The 21,079-nt window shown below is 45.0% G+C and carries 19 protein-coding genes and 1 riboswitch; of the genes, 10 read left to right on the top strand and 9 right to left on the bottom strand.

Annotated elements, in window-relative coordinates; genetic code table 11:
• Positions 1–385 precede the first annotated feature (385 nt).
• From AB6E51_RS16500 to AB6E51_RS16475, 6 genes are all read right to left on the bottom strand, one after another.
• On the bottom strand, positions 386–901 hold the full coding sequence (locus tag AB6E51_RS16500; RefSeq protein ID WP_017058892.1) for a DUF3299 domain-containing protein: 516 nt from the start codon (positions 899–901) through the stop codon (positions 386–388).
• A 14-nt stretch (positions 902–915) separates the two neighbouring features.
• Entirely contained in the window at positions 916–2,175 is a 1,260-nt protein-coding gene (locus AB6E51_RS16495; protein ID WP_372058736.1) for an ABC transporter permease, read from the bottom strand.
• A complete protein-coding gene (locus AB6E51_RS16490) occupies positions 2,172–2,888 on the bottom strand; it encodes an ABC transporter ATP-binding protein (RefSeq protein ID WP_017058894.1) in 717 nt (238 codons plus the stop codon). Before AB6E51_RS16490 ends, AB6E51_RS16495 begins: the two co-directional genes overlap by 4 nt.
• Before the next feature lie 141 nt (positions 2,889–3,029).
• On the bottom strand, positions 3,030–3,737 hold the full coding sequence (locus tag AB6E51_RS16485) for a DUF2796 domain-containing protein (RefSeq protein WP_372058738.1): 708 nt from the start codon (positions 3,735–3,737) through the stop codon (positions 3,030–3,032).
• Positions 3,738–3,777: 40 nt separating this feature from the next.
• A complete protein-coding gene (locus tag AB6E51_RS16480) occupies positions 3,778–4,068 on the bottom strand; it encodes a DUF2607 family protein (RefSeq protein ID WP_017063722.1) in 291 nt (96 codons plus the stop codon).
• Between the two features lie 92 nt (positions 4,069–4,160).
• Complete coding sequence (locus AB6E51_RS16475; protein ID WP_017063723.1) at positions 4,161–4,712, bottom strand: YtfJ family protein; 552 nt, start codon at positions 4,710–4,712, stop codon at positions 4,161–4,163.
• 253 nt (positions 4,713–4,965) lie between these two features.
• Here AB6E51_RS16475 and AB6E51_RS16470 point away from each other — a divergent pair, with 253 nt between their 5' ends.
• On the top strand, positions 4,966–5,166 hold the full coding sequence (locus tag AB6E51_RS16470) for a DUF1107 family protein (protein ID WP_017058898.1): 201 nt from the start codon (positions 4,966–4,968) through the stop codon (positions 5,164–5,166).
• A gap of 110 nt (positions 5,167–5,276) precedes the next feature.
• Here AB6E51_RS16470 and msrA read toward each other — a convergent pair whose 3' ends face one another.
• Entirely contained in the window at positions 5,277–5,906 is a 630-nt protein-coding gene (gene msrA / locus AB6E51_RS16465) for a peptide-methionine (S)-S-oxide reductase MsrA (protein WP_017058899.1), read from the bottom strand.
• A gap of 195 nt (positions 5,907–6,101) precedes the next feature.
• On the opposite strand from msrA, the gene AB6E51_RS16460 reads away from it, so the two are divergent.
• The 3 genes from AB6E51_RS16460 to AB6E51_RS16450 are packed head-to-tail and all read left to right on the top strand — an operon-like array spanning position 6,102 to position 11,944.
• Positions 6,102–7,814, top strand: a complete 1,713-nt coding sequence (locus tag AB6E51_RS16460) for an autotransporter assembly complex family protein (RefSeq protein ID WP_065584316.1) — start codon at positions 6,102–6,104, stop codon at positions 7,812–7,814.
• Positions 7,811–11,569 carry a translocation/assembly module TamB domain-containing protein gene (locus AB6E51_RS16455; protein WP_372058740.1) on the top strand — a complete coding sequence of 1,253 codons (3,759 nt, stop codon included), beginning with the start codon at positions 7,811–7,813 and terminating at the stop codon, positions 11,567–11,569. The genes AB6E51_RS16460 and AB6E51_RS16455 overlap by 4 nt, the downstream gene beginning before the upstream one ends.
• 18 nt (positions 11,570–11,587) lie before the next feature.
• Complete coding sequence (locus tag AB6E51_RS16450; RefSeq protein ID WP_017069403.1) at positions 11,588–11,944, top strand: gamma-glutamylcyclotransferase; 357 nt, start codon at positions 11,588–11,590, stop codon at positions 11,942–11,944.
• An 87-nt stretch (positions 11,945–12,031) separates the two neighbouring features.
• On the opposite strand, the gene fbp is transcribed toward AB6E51_RS16450, so the two are convergent.
• A complete protein-coding gene (gene fbp / locus AB6E51_RS16445) occupies positions 12,032–13,042 on the bottom strand; it encodes a class 1 fructose-bisphosphatase (RefSeq protein WP_017063728.1) in 1,011 nt (336 codons plus the stop codon).
• A gap of 270 nt (positions 13,043–13,312) precedes the next feature.
• Between fbp and mpl the strand changes: the two genes are divergently transcribed.
• The 5 genes from mpl to thiQ all read left to right on the top strand — a co-directional run bounded on the left by mpl (position 13,313) and on the right by thiQ (position 18,952).
• Positions 13,313–14,671 carry a UDP-N-acetylmuramate:L-alanyl-gamma-D-glutamyl-meso-diaminopimelate ligase gene (mpl, locus tag AB6E51_RS16440; protein WP_065584318.1) on the top strand — a complete coding sequence of 453 codons (1,359 nt, stop codon included), beginning with the start codon at positions 13,313–13,315 and terminating at the stop codon, positions 14,669–14,671.
• A gap of 38 nt (positions 14,672–14,709) precedes the next feature.
• Positions 14,710–15,333: a flavin prenyltransferase UbiX gene (locus tag AB6E51_RS16435; RefSeq protein WP_016787846.1), complete on the top strand. Its 624-nt coding sequence runs from the start codon at positions 14,710–14,712 to the stop codon at positions 15,331–15,333.
• Positions 15,334–15,376: 43 nt separating this feature from the next.
• A riboswitch (TPP riboswitch) is annotated at positions 15,377–15,496 on the top strand.
• Between the two features lie 53 nt (positions 15,497–15,549).
• The gene (thiB, locus tag AB6E51_RS16430) at positions 15,550–16,542 is read left to right on the top strand and encodes a thiamine ABC transporter substrate binding subunit (protein ID WP_372058742.1); all 993 of its coding nucleotides are present in this window, start codon (positions 15,550–15,552) and stop codon (positions 16,540–16,542) included.
• Between the two features lie 92 nt (positions 16,543–16,634).
• A complete protein-coding gene (gene thiP / locus AB6E51_RS16425) occupies positions 16,635–18,248 on the top strand; it encodes a thiamine/thiamine pyrophosphate ABC transporter permease ThiP (RefSeq protein ID WP_372058743.1) in 1,614 nt (537 codons plus the stop codon).
• A complete protein-coding gene (gene thiQ / locus AB6E51_RS16420) occupies positions 18,248–18,952 on the top strand; it encodes a thiamine ABC transporter ATP-binding protein (RefSeq protein ID WP_017071293.1) in 705 nt (234 codons plus the stop codon). Before thiP ends, thiQ begins: the two co-directional genes overlap by 1 nt.
• A 125-nt stretch (positions 18,953–19,077) precedes the next feature.
• On the opposite strand, the gene yjgA is transcribed toward thiQ, so the two are convergent.
• Complete coding sequence (gene yjgA / locus AB6E51_RS16415) at positions 19,078–19,602, bottom strand: ribosome biogenesis factor YjgA (RefSeq protein ID WP_017069408.1); 525 nt, start codon at positions 19,600–19,602, stop codon at positions 19,078–19,080.
• 118 nt (positions 19,603–19,720) lie between these two features.
• Here yjgA and pmbA point away from each other — a divergent pair, with 118 nt between their 5' ends.
• Complete coding sequence (gene pmbA, locus AB6E51_RS16410) at positions 19,721–21,064, top strand: metalloprotease PmbA (protein ID WP_017058910.1); 1,344 nt, start codon at positions 19,721–19,723, stop codon at positions 21,062–21,064.
• Positions 21,065–21,079: the final 15 nt, after the last annotated feature.

The following is a 21,079-nucleotide window of genomic DNA, read 5'->3' as shown; positions in this document are numbered from 1 at the left end:
TGGTTCTCAAGCCTTTTTTCTACGCTATTTCTGAACACTTACTTATTGTGATTGGTATAACTGTCTAAAATGTAACTCTTTATCTTATTGGTGGCTAGATTTTGCGTGCAGAGTTGAAGGTTTCAACAAAATTTTACTTTTGTTAATGATAATAAAATGTTAAATTTGTTGTAATTCTCAAGGAGGAGTTATGAATCAAGTCAATGATAACAAGCTGAAGAAACAGCTTAGTATAGGGTTATTACTCGCGATTTATGTCGCTGTTCTAGCTTACTTATCTAATTACATCGCGTAATTCAGAAGAAAATTATCGTTATTAAACTGTTATTGAATGATCACACTCGTTCAGTGACGGCAGCTCATCCTTGAGCCACCCTTCTAATGACTACATGTCGTCATACTCTTCAATCGCAGTACCTTCAATAAGATAACCGGTTTGCGCTAAGTCATGGCTGATTGACTCAGTTTTCAGCGTTCCGACCAAATAGATCACATCCCATAACTGCTGTATTGGTGCACCTTTCGGGAACTTCACGTAGATGATTTGGTTCGGTGGCGGCGGTGGCACGTGGATACATGCGCCAAAGTACGGTACCAGCAGAAACTCAGTGATCATATTCTCATCACCTTCCAATGGAATCACAAAGCCAGGAATCTTCACTGTGCTGCCATTCAGCTCTGGGCGAACAGCACCAAGTGTCGATTGTTGAGGTTTGTCCATACTATTGTGGTCAACCATCGGCATACCAAATGAATCTAGCTGAGCACGTTCTGATTCTGGAATCAAATCAATCCATTCAAGTGTTAATACCGATTCGTCATTCTGAGTGGTTTCAGCGTGAGCTGTACTGATAAATGGGAACAGAAGTAGCCCAAGTATCAGTAGGAATTTGCGTTGCATCGTAGGTTCCTATTTTAGATTCGAATCGTCATGCCATCAGACAATGACTGGCGGTAAGCCCTGAAAGCGGGAATAAAGCCGATAATGATTCCAGCAACTTGTACCAGCATAAGCAGTTTCCACTCATGCGGTGTGATTGCGGATATCGATATGTTGATACCATAACTTTGTTGCACAATAGGAGCAACCACTGCGATCAGCGCAAACAATACTGCAACACCTAATGTAATGCCAAGGAAGGTTAGCGCACTGGCTTCACTGATCAGTAAACCAAACACATGACGAGGTCTTGCGCCCATCGCACGTAGGATGGCCATCTCTCGGCGCCTTTCTTGCAAGCTAGTGAGTAGGCTACTGAGCATGCCCAATAAACCGGCGACGACAACAAACCCTGAAACAATCAGTAGTGCTTGTTCTGCTACAGCCATCATTCCCCACAATTCGTGAAGCGCAATGCCCGGCATAATGGCGCTTAAAGGTTCTTGGCGGTAGTTATTGATTTCTCGTTGCAGTGCGAAGGTTTGGATCTTCGATTTAAGGCCAACCATCATCGCGGTAATCTGCTTCGGTTGGAAATCAAAAGTCTTTAAGGTTTCGGCATCCGGCGTATGTCCTAGGTTAGCACCTGACTCCCAGCCAACATGAATCGCTTCAATAGCCTCTAACGAAACGTGTACGGTTTTATCTACTGGTGTCCCGGTTGGCGCGAGTATTCCCACAATTTTGAAGGGCAGATTATCGTGACGGCTAAACGCAACATCACTGATACCGTGCGCAAGAATGATTTGATCACCGATTTTGTAATCTAGCTTCTTCGCAACATCGGCACCAATCACTACATCAAATAGCTGTTCAAATTCTTTACCTTGTTGGAAAGTAAGTAATTGCTTACTTCCATAGCGATAGTTTTCAAAGTAACTATGATTTGTACCCATCACACGGAAGCCTTTGTGTGAATCGCCCAATGATATTGGTATCGCCCACTTTACTGCGTTGTGCTGGCTAAATTCTTCATAGCTTTTCCAGTCTATGTTGTTGGTCGCATTACCGATTCTGAATACTGAGTAAAGCAGCAGGTTGACCTGACCAGAACGGCCACCAACGATAAGGTCAGTACCTGAAATCGTATTGGCGAAGCTGCTTTTTGCTTCGGTTCTAACGCGTTCTACGCCGAGCAAGAGAATGACAGATACCGCCACCGTGAGAATGGTGAGAATAGCCGTGGCTTTACGGTTGAGTACGCTTTTTAAGGCTAAGTGAGTAATTACTTTCATACGACAACCTTAGCTTGGTTAACGGTTTTTAAATCTATGGTTCGAGTAAATAATTTTTCTAGTGTTGGATCATGGCTAACAAAGATAAGAGTAGAACCTGCCTGGTTGGCTTGTTCTAACAACAGTTCGATAAAAGCTTCTCGGTTGTCATGATCCAAAGCCGAGGTTGGCTCGTCGGCAATAATGATTTTGGGTTGGCCGATCAAAGCACGAGCGGCAGCAACACGTTGTTGTTGACCGATGCTTAACTCGGTAACGGGCTTGTCCATTAAAGCTTGAGGTAGTTTTAATCTGAGTAACAACTCTCGAGCCGTCTCTTGTAAGCTTTTCTGGCTTTCAGCGACTTGCTGTTTACGTATCTGTGAAAACTGGCAAGGGAGCGTCACGTTATCGATAACTGATAGATAAGGAAGCAGGTTAAATTGTTGGAAAATATAACCAATATGATCGGCTCTGAATTTATCTCTTTGACGAGGTGTAAGCTGAGTGAGGTCTTGATCAAGGATAGAGACTTCTCCTTGCTCAGCTTGGTTGATTCCGGTCAGTAGCCCTAACAAAGTTGATTTTCCACAACCACTTGGCCCTTTAATAAAAAGGTGCTCTTGGGCTTGGATGTGAAGAGAGGGGATCTCTAGCGTTGGTGGTAATTCAGGCTTCCAACGAAAGCTGATATTTTCGAGTTTGACCACAAGTGATGAACTGTCAGAAGACATGCTAGCTCCAATAATTAAAGCGGTGTATCTACTGGACAGTAATTTGAAACATAAATTCCCAGGAACACACCGATTTGAACAGCCAAGTAAGCGATGACTTACCTGGCTGTTTATTTTACGTTTAATCCGATCTAGGAGTGATTAGAATCGGAAACTAATACGCTCTGCGTTAAGCACTTCTTGTACTTGAGCTGTGTCTGTTAGTAGGTTCACCGTCATTTTTTCAGTGTTGCTGAACTTAGAGAACCACTGAGTGCTAACTGTGTCTAGCTTAGCAACATCTGAACATTCATAGTGGTACTCAACAGTGAACTCACCGTGGCCACCTTCTGAGTGATCGTGGTGGTCGTGACCTTCGTGGTCATCATGATCGTGCTCAGCGTGGTCATGGTCTTTGTGGTCATCATGATCGTGTTCAGCGTGGTCATGGTCTTTGTGGTCGTCATGATCGTGTTCAGCGTGATCATGGTCTTTGTGGTCGCCATAACCGTGTTCCGCATGGTCATGGCCTTCATGGTCGTCATGACCGCCTTCTAAGGTGTTTGCTACTGACTTGAACTTCAGAGTACAAATCGCATTGTTAAAACTAAACAGCTCTTCTGGCTTGTTTAATTGTGCGATAGCCTGTTCAAACACTTTCTTCTGTTCTGCAGTTTTTGGAGCATGTTCAAACCCAACCACATCTGCGCCTGGAGCTGTTACTTCAACAAGCAATTCTTGCCCATCTTGCGCGATGTTTACTTCAACTTGGCCATGTACGTGTGCATCATGAGAGCGGAATTCTTCGTTAGCTAGAGCATTTGTAGAGACAGTCATGCCGATAACAACGGCTAAAAAAGTAGGTTTCATGTTTTTTCCTGAATAAAGGTTAATTAAAAAGTAGTGGTAATTAAGCGATATTTACAGGAGGTGAGCGTGCCAAATAAGCGAAATATAGCCGCTGTAGTGAAGTTACTGACTCTGTAATAGCGACAGTAAATTCCGAATGGAACTCTGGAATCTGTGGTAGTGAGTGCGCTGTGATGAACTGATTAAGCGAAAACAGCTCACAATGGTGTGAAGTGTGGTGCTCTGGTGCGATATCCACAATGTGTGTTGCGGCTAACACGCTTAACATGAGCATAAGCCCAAGCAAGAAGCCTGTTTTGCGTTTCACATTGTTGGGTGTGTTTTGCCACATCAGGATGATTAACCACAGAATTAAAAAAAAGGATACTGTTATAATATAACAATATCCTTTGGTTAGGTCTCGAAAAAGACGCGAATATCTTATTAAAGGCTCGCTTTAATCAACTCAATGACTTGAGTGACTTCTGATTCGTTTAATGCACCTTCTTTTACAAACAAGATTTTACCTTGCTTGTCTTGAACGATAATCGCTGAGCTTTCTTCTTTTAGAGCCCATGTTGACGCAACGGCGCCGTCTTCATCTAGGACCATAGAAGACCATGGAAATTCTTCTTTGCTGCTTTCGGCAGAGGACTTAACAAAAGACCCAGTACCCCAAATCGCATCATCTTGGTTGATGATAGTGGTGGTTTGGTAGCTGTCTTCTGAGAATTTCGATGCGGTAATGGCTGCCATCAGTGGTGCGTTGAGCTCTTTAGAGCTGCTGCGGCCAGCGATAGCTTGAACGACGCGAACTTTACCTAGAAGATCATTGGTTGCCCAAGCTTGATATCCAGTATTTCCGTCGTTTAGAACAATCTCACCATAGTTACTCACATCGACGGCAGGCAGGGTAGCGCCTACTGATAGGTTGTGAGCATTGGCGAAGAGTGGAGAGGCTGCGGCTAGAAAAGCCAGTAGAGTTTTGTTTTTCATTATATTTTTGTTCCGCTTATTGGTTTGCACAGGAAGTATAATATGAAATTTGAAAAATGCCTCTTTAACTTTTTTATCGTACGACGTAGAAAGAAGTTGCAGGCTTGTTACCAAAAGGTATAATGCATCAATATCAAGATGAACAATAGATTATCTTGCTGTTTGCTAAAGGAATTAGCGATTAAATGTGCTTTGAACAGCGACGCTGTTCAGGTATGTGACTGTAGTACTCAAATGGAATTGAGGTTGTATTATGTTAAGAAAATTTTCTACTTACCGTCCACGTCAGGTGGCGCGTTTCGTTAAAGTCCTGTTCAAAGGCCAATTTGCTATTGAAGGTGTTGGAGAGTTTCGCTTCGACCAAGGCAAGGTGCTACTTCCTGAAGTTTCAGACAAACAAAAGCTCACTATTTTTAAAGAAGTTAACGGCACCATTGCAGCGTTGCCGGTGTAACTGAGCTTTATCGATTTGTCTTGCACCGAATAGATTAACAATGAAAAGGGCTTCCTGATGGAAGCCCTTTTTTAATGCGTGTCGTTCACGATGGTATGTCGAACGGCACTTTATTGTGGAGGGAAGCACACACCTGTTCCACCCAACCCGCAATACCCATTCGGATTTTTAGCTAGGTATTGCTGGTGGTAGGTTTCTGCGAAAAAATATTTTCCAGCAGGCAGAACTTCCGTCGTGATCTCGTTGCCTAAAGATTCAGTCATTGCTCGTTGATATTCACGTTTAGAGTGCTCAGCGATAGATTGTTGTTCTTCACTGAAGGTGTAAATCGCAGAACGGTACTGAGTCCCTAAATCGTTGCCTTGGCGCATCCCTTGAGTTGGGTCATGACGCTCCCAAAAGGTTTCAAGTATTCGAGCTAGAGAGGTTTGTTCACTATCAAATATGACACGAACGACCTCGGTATGGCCGGTTTGCCCAGTACATACTTGTTCATAAGTGGGATTAACTGTGTATCCGCCAGCGTAACCAACGGATGTTGAAATAACGCCATCCAATTGCCAAAACAAACGCTCAGCTCCCCAGAAGCACCCCATACCAAACAGGACTTCTTGTTGAGAGCCCGTGGGTGCATCGAGCAGGTCGGTTTGATTGACGAAATGGCGCTCAGTGATTCGAATTGGGTCAGCATTTCCCGGTAGTGCGGTTGCTGCAGAAACCAGTTGTTGTTTGTTTAGCATGTTATATTCCTTTTCGCATACGTTTACCGCGCTGGCTTTTATTTAACGTGGGTTCATATTAACTGTTGGTCAATATTGAATAAGTCTTTAAATTAGACCGTGTTATTCCAGGATTTATTACAGACTCAATGCCTATTTAGCGGTATTATTTCTTTTCACTTATTAACGTATTGATAACTTCTTCACCAATTAAACATGATAAGAAAAACTTTACCAGTTCTGATTGGCACTCTATTGTCATCGACGCTCGCTTTCGCTGACGTTTCCCTTGAAATCAAAGGGCTAGATGGAGCGCTTGAGGATAATGTTGATGCTTATCTGAGTGCGATCCCTGAAGAAGAGTATTCGGTTTCACTAAGATTCCAATCCCGCTTGGAATCTATGATTAAAGAAGCCCTGAATGCGTTAGGCTACTACCACCCTAAAATCACATTTACTCACTCCGAAGATGATACCGAAATGACCGTTACGGTTGAGCCGGGAGAGCCTGTTGTTATTTATACTTCAGATATCGTTCTAACTGGTGAAGCCAAGGATGACCCAGACTTTTTAGCCTTGATAGCGAAGAGTAGCTTGTCTAAAGGTTCGACTCTGAATCATGGTAATTATGACTCTTTGAAATCGTCGATCCGCAACCTTGGCTTAGCGAAAGGCTACTTCGATGGTGCTTATGATCTTAGTAAGCTAGAAGTCGCTCCTGAATTGAACCGCGCTTATGTTCGTCTTCATTATAACAGTGGTATCCGCTATCACTTTGGTACTACTCAGGTTACTGGTAGCCAGATAGAAGAAGATAAGGTGCAGTCACTTAAACCATTTGAGGATGGCGAACCTTACTCAATCACCAAAGTCGGTGAGTACAACCAAAACCTGTCCAATACGGATTGGTTCTCCTCGGTATTTGTTGAACCAGATTTAAGCCAGTTAGGCGAAGGCCGAGAGATCCCGATGAAGGTTAGCCTTGCTCCGCAAGCTCGTAACCAAATCGAAACGGGTATCGGTGTATCCACCGACCTTGGCGTAAAAGGCACTCTGAAGTGGAAAAAACCTTGGGTTAATGAACAAGGCCATAGCTTCAATAGCAGCCTGTCGATTTCTAAACCTGAACAGACGATTACCGCTACCTATAAAATCCCTCTGGATGACGTGCTGAACGACTACTATCAAGTTAAGTACGGTATGAAAAACTTGGATAATCGTGATACCAAGAGTTTGGAGTCAAACTTAGCGCTAGAAAGATATTGGCGACTGGATAACGGTTGGCAACGCACGGTCTTCATTCGATACTTGGTCGAAAACTATGAGCAAGGTTTGCAGGATGATTTAGCGCAATTTGTGCTGCCGGGTATCTCTTTCTCACGCACTCGAACGCGAGGCGGTTCGATGCCGATGTGGGGCGATAAACAAACCATTATGGTTGAAGCGGGTGATGATACCTTGTTATCTGAAACTAAGGTTGTTCGTTTTCAAGGTCAAACCGCTTGGATTCGAAGCATTGGCGACAATCACCGAGGCTTAACTCGACTTCAATTTGGCGGCAACTTTGCCGACGAGTTTGATAAGCTATCTCCCTCCCTAAGATTCTTTGCTGGTGGTGACAATAGCATTCGTGGTTATGGTTATGAGTCGATCTCTCCTCGAGATGAAAGTGGCGCACTAACGGGTGCCAAATTCATTGCAACCAGCTCGTTTGAATACCAATACCGCTTGGTTGGAAACTGGTGGGGCGCAGCATTCTACGACATTGGTGATGCCTTCAATGATAAACCTGAATGGAAACATGGTACCGGCGTCGGGGTTCGTTGGGCGTCGCCCGTCGGCCCTGTGAGCTTAGATTTTGCTTGGGGTCTAGATGCAGCAAAAGGTGATGAGTTCCAGTTACACTTTAGTTTAGGGCCAGAATTATGATCAAAGTGATGGGCAAGTGCATCAAGTGGACGTCGATCTCATTGACGTCTATTTTGCTGTTGTTGATAGCCTTGCTAGGTTTTGTTTTGTTCACCAATCCAGGGTTGAACACTGTGTTGTGGGGCGCTGAAAAAGCGTTGCCACAGCTTAAAGTGGAAAGCACTAAAGGGGCTCTGTTCCCGAGCTTTACGCTTAATAATGTTCAGTTTAAAGATGAGAGCCTGCATATAGACACCAAAGTTCAAAAGCTGAACTTGGCGATTAATCCTCGCTGTCTGCTCGACCCTAAGTTGTGTGTCGATCGTTTAGCGATTCAAGGATTGGACTTCGCATTTACTGAACTGCCTCCGGCCTCTACAGAAGAAACAGAACCTACTCCGCCCGTAACATCGGTAAAAACACCGTTGCCAATTGTGATCAACCGTATCGCTTTGTCTGATATCAAGTTAAATATCTTGGGACATGAAATTGAATGGAGCCTGTTCTCTACGGCTTTGAGTATGCAGGGAGAAACGCTGACGGTATCGCCAACCTTATTCAATGATCTGAAGGTTAAGCTTGCTGAGTCGACAGAAGAACCGCAAACAGAAACAGTAGAGCCAAAAGCTGCCGTTAAAACGGCTATCGAATTGCCGGAAGTCTGGATTCCTCTGCAGGTTGTGTTGGAGCGTTTTGACCTCAACCGTTTCACCTTAGAACAAGAAACCCCAATTGTGGTGAACCATCTTGGGCTAGAAGCTCGAGCAGGTAAACATACGGTAGATGTTTCTACTCTAGAGCTCGATATGCCACAAGCAAGCGCTAACCTTGCGGCTAAGGTTGAGCTTAAAGGTGGCTATCCGTTAGATCTTTCTTTAGATGCTTTGGTGAAAGAAACCGACCTCGCTGGTCAGAAGCTATCGCTGAAAGCACAAGGTAGCGTGGCCAAATTAAGCCTAGAGTCTCAGTTTTCTGAATTGATTGAGGCAAAACTGTCTGGGGATATTCAACCCTTAGAGCCAACTCTGCCATTTGACCTTCTTTTGGAGGGAGGTAAAGCGCAATGGCCTCTTACTGGTAAAAGTGACTACCAAGCTGCAATTGAGAAATTCAAAGCCGATGGCTCATTAGATGGTTTTAATGTGCAGCTCAAAGGCGAAGCGGATGGTAAGGAAATTCCGGCCTTAACAATAGACCTGCAAGGCAAAGGCACCACGGAACAAATTGAACTTGAACGTTTGAAACTGAATACCTTGGGTGGAGAACTAAATGGTGTGGTCAAAGCGAACTGGAAGAGTCTCGTTAACTGGCAAGCTGACGTGACACTTAAAGACATTCAGCCGGGCCTGCAATGGCCAGAAGCCGAGGGTAACATTAGCGGAAGCATCGTCACCTCGGGTGAGTTGACGGAAGCGGGCGGCTGGGCGATTGAATTGCCTAAACTGGATATTGAAGGGATCTTACGAGAATATCCTCTCGATATCGAAGGTCAGTTGTCAGCGTCGGATCGCAGCGCGAGCGGTGAACCAAAACTGAAAACCAGTGGTTTGAGCTTAGCTCACGGTGTTAACTCGATTAAGGCTCAGGGTGAGCTTGATAAGAAATGGGACATGGGTGTTGAGATTCACTTCCCTGAGCTTGTAAAAAGCGTCCCTGATTTGAAAGGTAAAGTGATTGGTAACATCCAGCTAAGCGGTCCAACGAAAGAGCCTGAAGTCGATCTCGCTCTAAATGTGGATAAGGTAGATTGGAATAGCGAAGCAACACTAGAATCCTTGTCGCTTAATGGCTCTGTGATTCCTCTGCCATTGCCTGAAGCTCAAGCTGATCTTGAATTAAAAGCTAACAACCTAACCTATCAAGATCAAAGCGTAGAAAGCATTGCTCTCACGGTGAGTGGTGGTGAGAAGAAACACACAATGACACTTGATGTGATATCCGACATCGTGTCTACAAGCTTAGCTATTTCCGGAGAGTTGATTCAAAAGCCTTCTCTTATTTGGGATGGATCGTTAGACAGAGTCAAAATCACTACTCAGCAAGGTCCTTGGGTATTAGACCAACCTGTCGCGATAAAGGCGGATGTCGATAAGCAGTTTGCTGATGTTCAAGCGCATTGTTGGAACCAATCGGGTTCGAGTGTGTGTTTGGATGAAGACGTTCGTGTCGGAAAATCGGGTGAGGCCAAGGTGGCCATCAATCAATTCGATTTCGAGCAGATTAAAGCCTTTGTGCCTAAAGAGACGCAATTACAGGGCTTAGTCAATGCGACTGCTCATGCTAAGTGGTCTGAACAAGGTGAGCCTGAGGTCACGGTAAGCGTTGATATGCCGAAAGGTCAGGTTGTTCAACAAGTGGGTGAGCCAATCACACTGGGTTGGGAAAGCGTTGCATTGAATGCCCAACTGAAAGACAACAAACTGGATGCCGACTTTAAGTTGGATGTTTCCGATAATGGTGACCTGTCTGGCACGGTGTCGTTACCGGATATTCTTGCCGAAGACAAAATGGTCGATGCGGCAATTAAGTTGACCACGTTCCATCTTGATTTCTTACAACCAATACTAGGTGAATACAGCCTATTGAAAGCCGACCTAGAGAGTGATCTTCAAGTTAAAGGCTCTCTGATGCACCCTCAAGTCTTTGGTCAATTCTCTGTTGATGGTATTCAAGTCAAAGGCGATGTTACGCCTGTTGATGTGAAAGATGGCCGCATCGACCTCGACTTTGATGGTTATAGTGCAAAACTGGATGCGAATGTCGAAACACCTGATGGTCACCTTGATATTGAGGGAACCGGAGATTGGCAAGATCTTAAAGCATGGCATTCGAACGTTAGAGTTTTCGCTGATGAGTTGATGGTTGATATCCCACCGATGGTTAAGGTGAAGGTCGTACCTGATATGACTATTGATGTCACACCAGATCTGGCGAAAATCACCGGTGATATTGCATTACCATGGGGACGAATTGTTGTTGAAGATTTACCACCGTCAGCGGTTGGCGTCTCTTCTGATCAGGTTATTTTGAATAAAGATCTAGAGCCAGAAAACGAAGATACGATTCCATTCAATGTGATGACGAATATTAATATCTTCATTGGTGATGACTTTAAACTGTCTGCCTTCGGTCTTGAAGGTGATTTGGTCGGTAAGCTCAACGTGGCTCAAAAAGACCAAGGTCCATTTATTACAGGTGAAGTGAACATCGTCGATGGTACTTATCAATCATTCGGGCAAGACCTCTTGATCGAAGAGGGTAAGATCCTAATGAATGGACCACCGGATCAGCCATACGTAGCCATCAACGCGATTCGTAATCCTGATAATACTCAGGATGACGTGACCGCTGGTATTCGAGTGACTGGCCCTGCGACAGAGCCTACCATCGAGATTTATTCTGACCCAGCGATGCCACAAGCGAACGCACTGTCTTATATTTTGCGTGGCCAAGATATCGACGGTGAGTCGAGCGGTTCGATGACAACGACTTTAATCGGTTTGAGTTTAGCGAAGAGTGGTAAGGTTGTTGGTGAAATCGGTGAAGCCTTTGGTGTAAAGGACTTGCAACTGGATACTGCAGGCTCTGGCGATGACTCTCAAGTGACGGTAAGTGGTTACATCCTGCCTGGCTTACAGGTGAAGTATGGTGTGGGTATCTTTAACTCGTTAGGTGAGTTTACCGTTCGTTATAGATTGATGCAGGATCTCTATGTTGAAGCTGTTTCTGGCCTAGACAGTGCTGTGGATCTTCTCTATCAATTTGAGTTCGAGTAGAGCCGTATGGGAGGGCATATGCAGCATCTTGTTTTTGTCTATGGAACCTTGAGGCAAGGTCAGTCCAATCACCATTATTTGCAGGGCTGCGATTTATTAGGGCAGTTTGATACACCTAAGGAATACGCACTTTTTGATTTAGGTGCCTATCCGGCGATGATTTTGGGAAAGAAAAGTGTCGCTGGTGAGGTCTATATCATTAACGACGAAATTTTAGAGTCGCTCGATCGGCTAGAAGATGTTCCTGTTGAGTATCGTCGTGAGCAAATAGAGACTATATTTGGATTAGCATGGGTATATTTGTATCAGCTTGATCTAACAGCTAATAAAGAAATACTTTCGGGTAACTGGTGTCAGCGGAACAATGATTCCTAACTAGTTAATCACCTTACGAGACAACAAAAAGCCAGCACTGAGGTGCTGGCTTTTTAATAGCGTTAGTTTGAGAATGAAATGAGAGGGTTACTCAGGGTTCAGCTCAAGAAACTCTTCTACTTTACGTACCATTTTTGTTGAACCAACAAAGAAAGGTACACGTTGGTGCAGCTCAGTTGGTTTGATATCCATGATACGTTGAGCACCGTCTGAAGCGATGCCGCCCGCTTGTTCCATAAGGAAAGCAATTGGGTTGCACTCGTAAAGCAGACGCAGTTTACCTTGAGGGTGACTTTGCGTGCTTGGGTACAAGTAGATGCCGCCTTTCAAAAGGTTACGGTGGAAATCTGATACTAGAGAACCGATGTAACGTGATGTGTAAGGGCGGTTGTCGCTTGGCTCATTTTCTTGGCAGTACTTGATGTACTTCTTAACACCGGTTGGGAAGCGGATGTAGTTACCTTCGTTGATCGAGTAGATCTTGCCTTCGTCTGGAATCATCATGTTTTCATGAGATAGACAGAAAGTACCCAGAGATGGATCGTAGGTGAAACCATTTACGCCAGCACCAGTTGTGTAAACCAGCATGGTTGAAGAACCGTAAATTACGTAGCCGGCAGCTACCTGTTTGTGACCTGGCTGTAGGAAATCTTCTTGTGTTGGTGGAGTACCGATCGGTGATACTCGACGGTAGATAGAGAAAATTGTACCAACCGATACATTCACATCGATGTTTGAAGAGCCATCAAGTGGATCCATCAGTACAACGTATTTTGCGTTTTTGTTGAGCTCTTTATTGAAGGCGACAGCTTCGTCTTCTTCTTCACTTGCAACACCACAAACTTGGTCACGGGCTTCTAGAGCCGCTTTAAATTTGTCGTTCGCGTAAAGGTCTAGCTTTTGCTGCTCTTCACCTTGCACGTTGTCTGTACCAACAGCGCCAGTGATGTCGACTAGGCCAGCCTTGTTGATCTCACGGTTAACAATTTTTGCAGCAAGTCGAATAGACGACAAAAGGGATGATAGATCACCGCTTGCATGGGGGAAGTCACTCTGTTTCTCAACAATGAACTCACCAAGGGTGCGCATCTCAGACATGTTATTTCCTTAAACTTCTCTCAATATTAGGGGGGATTTGAGCACTGTAGATTCGGCCTCTTGAGTGGGCTTTATTCATCTAGACGCTTACCTAAATTCTAAAGGTTAGATCTTTTTAATGGTAATGAACTAAGCGACACAGATCTCACTTACTATGTCGACTCAATTTGTTTTGCATTGCCGCTCGCTTTTAATCGCCATTTAATGATAATGAGTGCAAGCCGTTTTAATTAGGCACTGTTTATTTAGCCAAGCGTTTGGAAGCAATTTATGCATATTCATATCTTAGGAATTTGTGGCACCTTCATGGGTGGTGCTGCGGTATTGGCTCGTCAATTAGGTCACAAGGTTACGGGTAGTGACGCGAATGTTTACCCACCAATGAGCACCTTGTTGGAATCACAAGGGATTGAAATTATTGAAGGGTTCGACCCTAGCCAATTAGAACCAAGGCCAGATCTCGTGGTTATCGGTAACGCAATGAGCCGCGGTAATCCGTGTGTTGAGTATGTGTTGGATAACAACCTTAGATACACCTCTGGTCCTCAGTGGTTGCAAGAGTTCTTACTGCATGACCGTTGGGTGTTAGCGGTATCGGGAACGCACGGTAAGACCACGACATCAAGCATGTTGGCTTGGATCTTGGAAGACTGTGGCTATGCACCGGGCTTCTTAGTTGGCGGAGTGTTGGGTAACTTTGGTATCTCTGCTCGCCTTGGTGAAAGCATGTTCTTCGTGGTAGAAGCCGACGAATACGACAGTGCTTTTTTCGATAAACGATCTAAGTTCGTTCATTACCACCCAAGAACCTTAGTGATGAATAACCTAGAGTTTGATCATGCGGACATCTTTGACGATCTTGAAGCGATTAAGCGACAATTTCATCATTTGGTGCGTACTGTGCCAAGCAATGGTCGCATTTTCTCACCTAAGCAAGACAGCGCTATTGAAGATGTTCTAGCTCGCGGTTGCTGGAGTGAAACTGAATCGAGTGGCGAGCAAGGCGACTGGGATGCCAAGAAACTGGTCAAAGATGGCTCTCAATTTGAGGTTTACTTCCAAAATGAATGTGTTGGAACCGTAAATTGGGATTTAGTGGGCGACCACAACGTAAATAATGCTTTGATGGCGATTGCAGCTGCACGTCATGTGGGCGTGACACCTGACCTTGCTTGTGAATCACTAGCTACCTTTATTAATACTAAGCGCCGTTTGGAGTTTAAAGGCGAGGTGGCAGGTGTGTCTGTTTATGACGATTTTGCTCATCATCCAACGGCGATTGAACTTACGCTCGGGGGATTACGTAATAAGGTCGACACTAAGAAAATCATTGCCGTTTTAGAGCCTCGTTCTGCCACCATGAAACGTGGTGTGCACAAAGAAATACTGGCTGATTCGTTGAAGCAGGCGGATTCTACCTACTTATTCCAACCGGATAACATTGATTGGTCAGTTCAAGATGTTGCAGACGCTTGTCACCAACCGGCACACGTGAGTGATGACATGGATGCATTCGTTGCTAAAATTGTCTCAGAGGCACAAGCTGGCGACCAAATTTTGGTAATGAGTAATGGTGGCTTTGGTGGCATTCATCAAAAACTGTTGGATGGATTGGCACTCAAAGGCTAACGGCATCCACGACCTTATAATTTGAAGTAATTGAGAACATGACAAAACACGATAAAGCGATAACCCTTGCTTTCACTGGCGCATCTGGTGCGCCTTATGGCCTGCGTTTACTTGAATGCCTTTTGGCAGCCGACTATCAGGTCTACTTGCTGATTTCATCGGCAGCGCGAGTGGTATTGGCGACCGAGCATGAACTTAAGTTACCTGCTGGGCCAGATGCGGCGAAACAAGCTTTGGTTAAACATCTTGGCTGCGACCCTGAAAAGCTGGTGGTGTGTGGCAAAGATGATTGGTTCTCGCCGGTTGCCTCTGGTTCAGCTGCACCGAAGCAGATGGTCGTTTGTCCATGTTCAGCGGGAAGCTTGGCTTCGATTGCTCATGGTCTATCAGATAACCTGATTGAGCGAGCAGCAGACGTAGTCATGAAAGAGCGAGGCCAATTGTTGTTGGTGGTTCGCGAGACGCCATTTTCGACGCTTCATCTCGAGAACATGCACAAACTTTCGACGATGGGCGTAACGATCATGCCTGCAGCTCCGGGTTTTTATCATCAACCCAAGTCAATTGAAGATCTGGTCGACTTTATGGTGGCGCGTATTCTAGATCACCTTGGTATCGAACAAGGTTTAGTGCCACGTTGGGGTTACGATCAACGTAATTGATCCAAACTTGATAGCTTATTGTTAAAAATCAAATTACAATTCTGAACACTCATCGGGGAGCGAACCATTCAAATAATGAATGCGAGCTGAGATCAAGCAGGTGCTTGGGACCCGTAAACCTGAACCAGATAATGCTGGCGTAGGAATTGAGTTAGGAACAACCTCTACCGTTCTCCTCCCTCAAACCTGTGCCGCTCAGACCATGGAGAGCGTCCAGTGAAATTCACATTAACTACCCTTGCTGTTACTACAGCTATTTCTTTTTCTGCCTTTGCTGCAGACAACACTTTGACTGTATACACCTATGACTCTTTTGCTGCGGATTGGGGCCCTCGTCCTGCCGTTGAAAAAGCATTCGAAGAGAAGTGTGGTTGTGATGTGAATTTTGTCGCTCTAGAAGATGGTGTGTCTATTCTGAACCGTTTACGTCTTGAGGGCGGCAACAGCAAAGCCGATATCTTGCTAGGTCTCGACAACAACCTGATGGCTGAAGCGAAAGCGACGGGCTTATTGGCTGAGCATAATGTTGATACTTCATCAGTAACGCTTCCTAATGGTTGGAACGACAGCACTTTTGTACCCTATGACTTTGGCTACTTTGCTTTTGTTTACAATAAAGAGAAGCTGGTAAACCCACCAAAGAGTCTTAAAGAGTTGGTTGAGCAGCGTGATGATCTTAAGGTTATCTACCAAGATCCACGTACATCAACACCAGGCCAAGGCATGATGCTTTGGATGAAATCAGTATACGGTGATGAAGCGACAGCAGCATGGAAGAAGCTTGCTCAGAAAACAGTGACTGTAACCAAAGGTTGGTCTGAAGCTTACTCAATGTTCCTAGAAGGCGAGTCGGATTTAGTGTTGTCTTACACAACGTCTCCTGCTTACCACATTATTGCAGAGAGCGATTCTAAGTATGCAGCAGCAAGCTTCGAAGAAGGGCATTACACTCAAGTGGAAGTGGCCGCTAAAGTTAAAGGCAGTAAGAACGAGAAACTTGCTGATGAGTTTATGGTGTTTATCCTAAGTGATGAATTCCAATCGGCGATGCCAACAGGTAACTGGATGTACCCAGTGACCGATATTGAGCTTCCAAAAGGGTTCGAGCAACTTACGGTTCCTCAGAAAGCGCTAAGCTTTACACCCGAAGAAATTGCAGCTAAGCGTAAGCCATGGATTCGTGAATGGCAGAGTGCACTTACTTTTTAATTTTCTTTTAAAAAATTAGCTTTCTAACTTTCTGTATTTAAAGGTTTGTTCGATGTTAACTGAGCGAACCATTTACGGTAAAAAATCAATCTATGATAAAGAAAACACCTAAGGTAGGTATCTGGGTTGCGATACTCATTACCGCCTTCGTGGTTTCAGCAGTTGGGGCATTGCTTAGCAATGCCCCTTCTCTTGATATCAGCCAAGTATGGTCCGATCCCTACTATTGGCATGTAACGAAATTCAGTTTTTATCAGGCGACACTCTCAACGGCACTGAGTGTTGGCTTTGCTATACCTATTGCTCATGCGCTGTGTCGTAGACAATTTTTTGGACGCGCTTTGTTGTTAAGGCTGTTCGCGTCGACCTTAGTCCTGCCAGTGTTAGTGGGTGTATTTGGCTTACTTGCGATCTATGGCAATAGTGGTTGGTTAGCTAAGTTTTTGGCGAACTTCGATATTGAATTGCCATTTTCCATATACGGATTGAATGGTATTTTGCTGGCGCACGTTTTCTTCAACTTGCCTTATGCCAGTCGCTTACTTCTGCAAGCGTTAGATACCGTGCCTGCCGAGCAACACAAGCTTTGTGCTCACTTGGGTATGAGTCATTGGAACAAATTCAGATGGGTTGAATGGCCTCGCTTAAGACAGCAATTGCCACATGTGTGTGGCTTAGTCTTCATGTTGTGTTTTACCAGCTTTGCTACCGTGATGGCACTAGGCGGTGGACCCAAATCAACTACTATCGAGCTCGCTATTTATCAGGCGATTAAATTTGACTTTGACCTTCAAGCTGGTGCCTTGCTCGCGATTTGGCAAATGCTGCTGTGTGGTGTGCTAGCAGTGAGCATTCAACGGCTATCGAAACCTATTTCAGTGACGGCCAGTCAGTTGTCTGAAGAGAAATATTTGGTTAAGGACAGCTGGTGGTCAAAAGCTTGGGATAGCTTTTGGATCATCATAGTCTCAATGCTGGTATTGCCGCCATTAGCTATGGTTATCGTCAGTGGAATTAACTCACAGGCATTAACCGTACTCAGCAGCGAGCCGTTTTGGGCGGCGTTAATGACCTCGGTTAAAGTCGCGTCATTAGCAAGTGTTATCGCAGTTGGTATTGGTATCGCCATACTGCTGACTAGCCGAGCATGGCGTTTACAGAACAAGAATTTTCGAGCCGATAAAATCGAGCTGATTGGCACTATTATCTTAGTGACTCCGGGGCTGGTGATCAGTACGGGTATCTTCTTATTACTGCGTTCATTCACCGATGTATTCAGTTTAGCTTTCTTTGTCGTGATTGCCGTCAACAGTTTAATGGCGCTGCCTTACGTAATTAAAACCTTGGCTCAACCTATGCTGCACCTGTCTCAGCAGTATCAGTATGTGTGTGCGAGTTTAGGGATGACTGGCTTCACTCGATTCAGGCTCGTGGAATGGCGCGCATTGCGTAAGCCGATGGCGCAAGCCTTCTCGATCAGCTTTATGTTGGCGATGGGTGATTTAAGCGCGATTGCTTTGTTTGGTAGCCAAGATTTTAGAACTCTGCCTTTGTACCTATTCCAATTGTTAGGCAGCTATCAAATGGAAGCGGCGGCGGTAGTTTCTGTGAGCTTACTGTTATTGAGTGTCGGCAGCTTTAGCTTAATAGAATTCTTATTTACTCGAAGATCTAAGCTCGATGCTAAAGAATTAAGGAACCGATGATGTTAGTGATGAAAGATGTGGATTACCACTATCACAGAGAGTTGTTTAGCTTTGATTTTCAAGCTGAGCAGGGCGATATTGTTGCGCTTATGGGGCCGAGTGGTGCGGGTAAGTCTACCCTGTTGGCGCTAGTTGCTGGTTTCATCGAGCCTACATCGGGTGAGATATCAGTGGCTGGGCAGTCGCTTATTGGTAAAGAAGCACATCAGCGTCCGTTGGCGATGTTGTTTCAAGAGCACAACCTGTTTGCTCACCTTACGGTGCGAGAAAATATTGGTTTAGGTCTGCATCCAGGTTTAAAGCTTACTGCAACCCAAAAGCAAGCTGTGGAGCAAGCCGCAGCGCAAGTTGGCGTCGCTGAGTATTTGGATAGGTTGCCTGAGCACTTATCCGGCGGTCAACGCCAGCGTGTTGCGTTAGCGCGTTGTTTTGTCCAACCTCATGATATTTGGCTGCTTGATGAACCTTTCTCTGCGCTTGATCCTTTGCTGCGTGAAGAGATGCTTAGCTTAGTGAAGCGATTAGCGGCAGAGCGAAATATTACGGTCTTGATGGTGACTCACCATTTAGGTGACGCACGCAGTATCGCGAATAAGTTTGTGTTTGTGGCGCTAGGTAAGGTGTTGGTTGAAGACTCGATAGAGGCACTGACGGCGGATCATCCACAGACAGAATTAAGCTCATTTGTTAAAGCGGGTGAGTGACGACTCATCACTCCTGTGAGTATTTATTGATATTGAGTGCTTCTTGATATCGAGTACGTCAAAAACAAAAAGACCTAGCATGTGCTAGGTCTTTTATTCACTCTATGAGTAAAGCGAGATAACGATTAGTCTTCTAGCTTTAGCTCTTTTAAGATTTGGAAGATTTCACGAGAAGCCTTTGCTGGCTTGTTCGCTGATTTCTCTTTGTTAGCTTGGCGAGCTAGCTGACGAAGACGCTGACGGTCTGCTTCAGGGTACATGTCCATGACTTCTGAAATGGCAGCATCGCCTTCAGCAACAACGCGATCACGCAGTTGCTCAAGCTTGTGCAGTTCAGCGGTTGCTTGCGAGTGCTTGTTACGTACTTTATCCAAAGCCGCTTGAATTGGCTCAGGATCAACATTGCGCATTACTTTACCAATGTATTGAAGTTGACGGCGCTTCGCTTCATTTTTAAAGCGTTGTGCATCTTTAATCGCTTGTGCCAAATCTTCAGACAGAGGAAACTTGTCTAATACAGAAGGCTTCAGGGAAACAAGTTCTTCCCCCAGTTTTTGTAGCGCTTCCATGTCGGTTTTCATTTCTGTCTTACTTACCCAGATGATTTCTTCTTCTGGTTCCCATGGGGCTTTTTGGTTTTTGCGAGCCATCTTTTCTGCCTATGTCACTATCTCAAACGAATATATTGCCTATTTTAGCAAGAATCTTGGGGAGAAAGCGAAATTCTTGTTATCCTACGTAATATTGACCTAAAAAATTAGAATAGATATGGATGTAAAACAGCAAGTCGCCCAGCAAAGAGTTGAGCTAGAAGCCGCAGTAGCTAAAGCGTTGGATATGGCATCAGTGAGTGCAGACGCAGCTGAGGTCGCTATTACTAAGTCAACGGGTTTAAGTGTTTCAACACGTATGTGTGAAGTGGAAAACGTTGAATTTAATAGTGATGGTGCGCTAGGTATTACTGTTTATCGCGGCCAGAAAAAAGGCAGCGCATCTACATCTGATCTGAGTGAAAAGGCGATTGCTCAAACCGTCGCGGCCGCACTTGATATCGCTCAGTACACTTCTGAAGACCCATTTGCCGGTCCTGCGGCAAAAGAATACATGGTAAAAGAAATTCCAGATTTGGATCTTTTTCACCCTGATGAACCAAACCCTGACTATGCCGCTGAGATTGCGATTGCTGCTGAGAAGCAAGCGTTAGCTTATAGCGATAAGATCAAACAGAGTGATGGCGCAAGCTACGACAGCCACTATGGCGTTAAGGTTTATGGTAACAGCCATGGCTTACTAGCAAGCTATGCTTCTAGTCGTCATAGCACGAGCTGCTGTGTAATTGGACAAGGCGCTAACGGTGAGATGGAGCGTGACTACAGCTACACCGTTGCACGTCACCGTGACGAGCTGTGGACGCCTGAGCGTGTAGGTCAAGAAGCTGCAGAAAAGACCATTAGCCGTTTGGATGCGAAAAAGCTACCAACAGGCCAGTACCCAATTATGTTCGCTAATGATGTGGCAACTGGCTTGATTGGTCACCTTGTTATGGCGATCAGTGGCGGTAACCTTTACCGCAAGTCGTCATTCCTATTGGATCATCTCGGTCAGAAAATCCTACCTGACTGGTTTAACATTTCTGAGCGACCACATATCTTGCGTGGTTTGGCTTCAAGCCCATTCGATAGCGAAGGTGTGTTCACTCAAGATCGTGAAATCATCACTGACGGTGTGCTAGCAACTTACCTACTAACGAGCTATGCCGCACGTAAGATGGATATGACGCCAACCGGTCATGCTGGTGGTATTCATAACTGGTTCGTTAAATCGACCGGTCAAAACTTTGAGCAGATGCTAAAAGAGTTGGGTACTGGCTTCCTAGTCACTGAAGTGATGGGCCAAGGCGTAAACACCGTAACGGGTGATTATTCACGTGGCGCTGCAGGTTTCTGGGTTGAAAACGGAGAGATCCAATACCCAGTATCAGAAGTAACAATCGCAGGTAACCTAAAAGACATGTTTACTCAGATTGTTGCTGTGGGTAACGACGTAGAAACACGTTCGCAAATTCAAACGGGTTCTATCCTGCTTGAGTCGATGAAAGTCGCGGGTGAGTAATTCAATTAAAGCGAA

Origin of the sequence: Vibrio sp. 10N.247.311.47 (assembly GCF_041467535.1) — a bacterium.
GTDB lineage: Bacteria > Pseudomonadota > Gammaproteobacteria > Enterobacterales > Vibrionaceae > Vibrio > Vibrio crassostreae_C.
This window is presented reverse-complemented; position numbering and strand designations above follow the sequence as displayed.

What these genes read in the sequence shown, in the direction of transcription:
- AB6E51_RS16500 (WP_017058892.1), bottom strand. Translation starts at nt 901, where the DNA reads ATGCAACGCAAATTCCTACTGATACTTGGGCTACTTCTGTTCCCATTT.
- AB6E51_RS16495 (WP_372058736.1), bottom strand. Translation starts at nt 2,175, where the DNA reads ATGAAAGTAATTACTCACTTAGCCTTAAAAAGCGTACTCAACCGTAAA.
- AB6E51_RS16490 (WP_017058894.1), bottom strand. Translation starts at nt 2,888, where the DNA reads ATGTCTTCTGACAGTTCATCACTTGTGGTCAAACTCGAAAATATCAGC.
- AB6E51_RS16485 (WP_372058738.1), bottom strand. Translation starts at nt 3,737, where the DNA reads ATGAAACCTACTTTTTTAGCCGTTGTTATCGGCATGACTGTCTCTACA.
- AB6E51_RS16480 (WP_017063722.1), bottom strand. Translation starts at nt 4,068, where the DNA reads ATGTGGCAAAACACACCCAACAATGTGAAACGCAAAACAGGCTTCTTG.
- AB6E51_RS16475 (WP_017063723.1), bottom strand. Translation starts at nt 4,712, where the DNA reads ATGAAAAACAAAACTCTACTGGCTTTTCTAGCCGCAGCCTCTCCACTC.
- AB6E51_RS16470 (WP_017058898.1), top strand. Translation starts at nt 4,966, where the DNA reads ATGTTAAGAAAATTTTCTACTTACCGTCCACGTCAGGTGGCGCGTTTC.
- msrA (WP_017058899.1), bottom strand. Translation starts at nt 5,906, where the DNA reads ATGCTAAACAAACAACAACTGGTTTCTGCAGCAACCGCACTACCGGGA.
- AB6E51_RS16460 (WP_065584316.1), top strand. Translation starts at nt 6,102, where the DNA reads ATGATAAGAAAAACTTTACCAGTTCTGATTGGCACTCTATTGTCATCG.
- AB6E51_RS16455 (WP_372058740.1), top strand. Translation starts at nt 7,811, where the DNA reads ATGATCAAAGTGATGGGCAAGTGCATCAAGTGGACGTCGATCTCATTG.
- AB6E51_RS16450 (WP_017069403.1), top strand. Translation starts at nt 11,588, where the DNA reads ATGCAGCATCTTGTTTTTGTCTATGGAACCTTGAGGCAAGGTCAGTCC.
- fbp (WP_017063728.1), bottom strand. Translation starts at nt 13,042, where the DNA reads ATGTCTGAGATGCGCACCCTTGGTGAGTTCATTGTTGAGAAACAGAGT.
- mpl (WP_065584318.1), top strand. Translation starts at nt 13,313, where the DNA reads ATGCATATTCATATCTTAGGAATTTGTGGCACCTTCATGGGTGGTGCT.
- AB6E51_RS16435 (WP_016787846.1), top strand. Translation starts at nt 14,710, where the DNA reads ATGACAAAACACGATAAAGCGATAACCCTTGCTTTCACTGGCGCATCT.
- thiP (WP_372058743.1), top strand. Translation starts at nt 16,635, where the DNA reads ATGATAAAGAAAACACCTAAGGTAGGTATCTGGGTTGCGATACTCATT.
- thiQ (WP_017071293.1), top strand. Translation starts at nt 18,248, where the DNA reads ATGTTAGTGATGAAAGATGTGGATTACCACTATCACAGAGAGTTGTTT.
- yjgA (WP_017069408.1), bottom strand. Translation starts at nt 19,602, where the DNA reads ATGGCTCGCAAAAACCAAAAAGCCCCATGGGAACCAGAAGAAGAAATC.
- pmbA (WP_017058910.1), top strand. Translation starts at nt 19,721, where the DNA reads ATGGATGTAAAACAGCAAGTCGCCCAGCAAAGAGTTGAGCTAGAAGCC.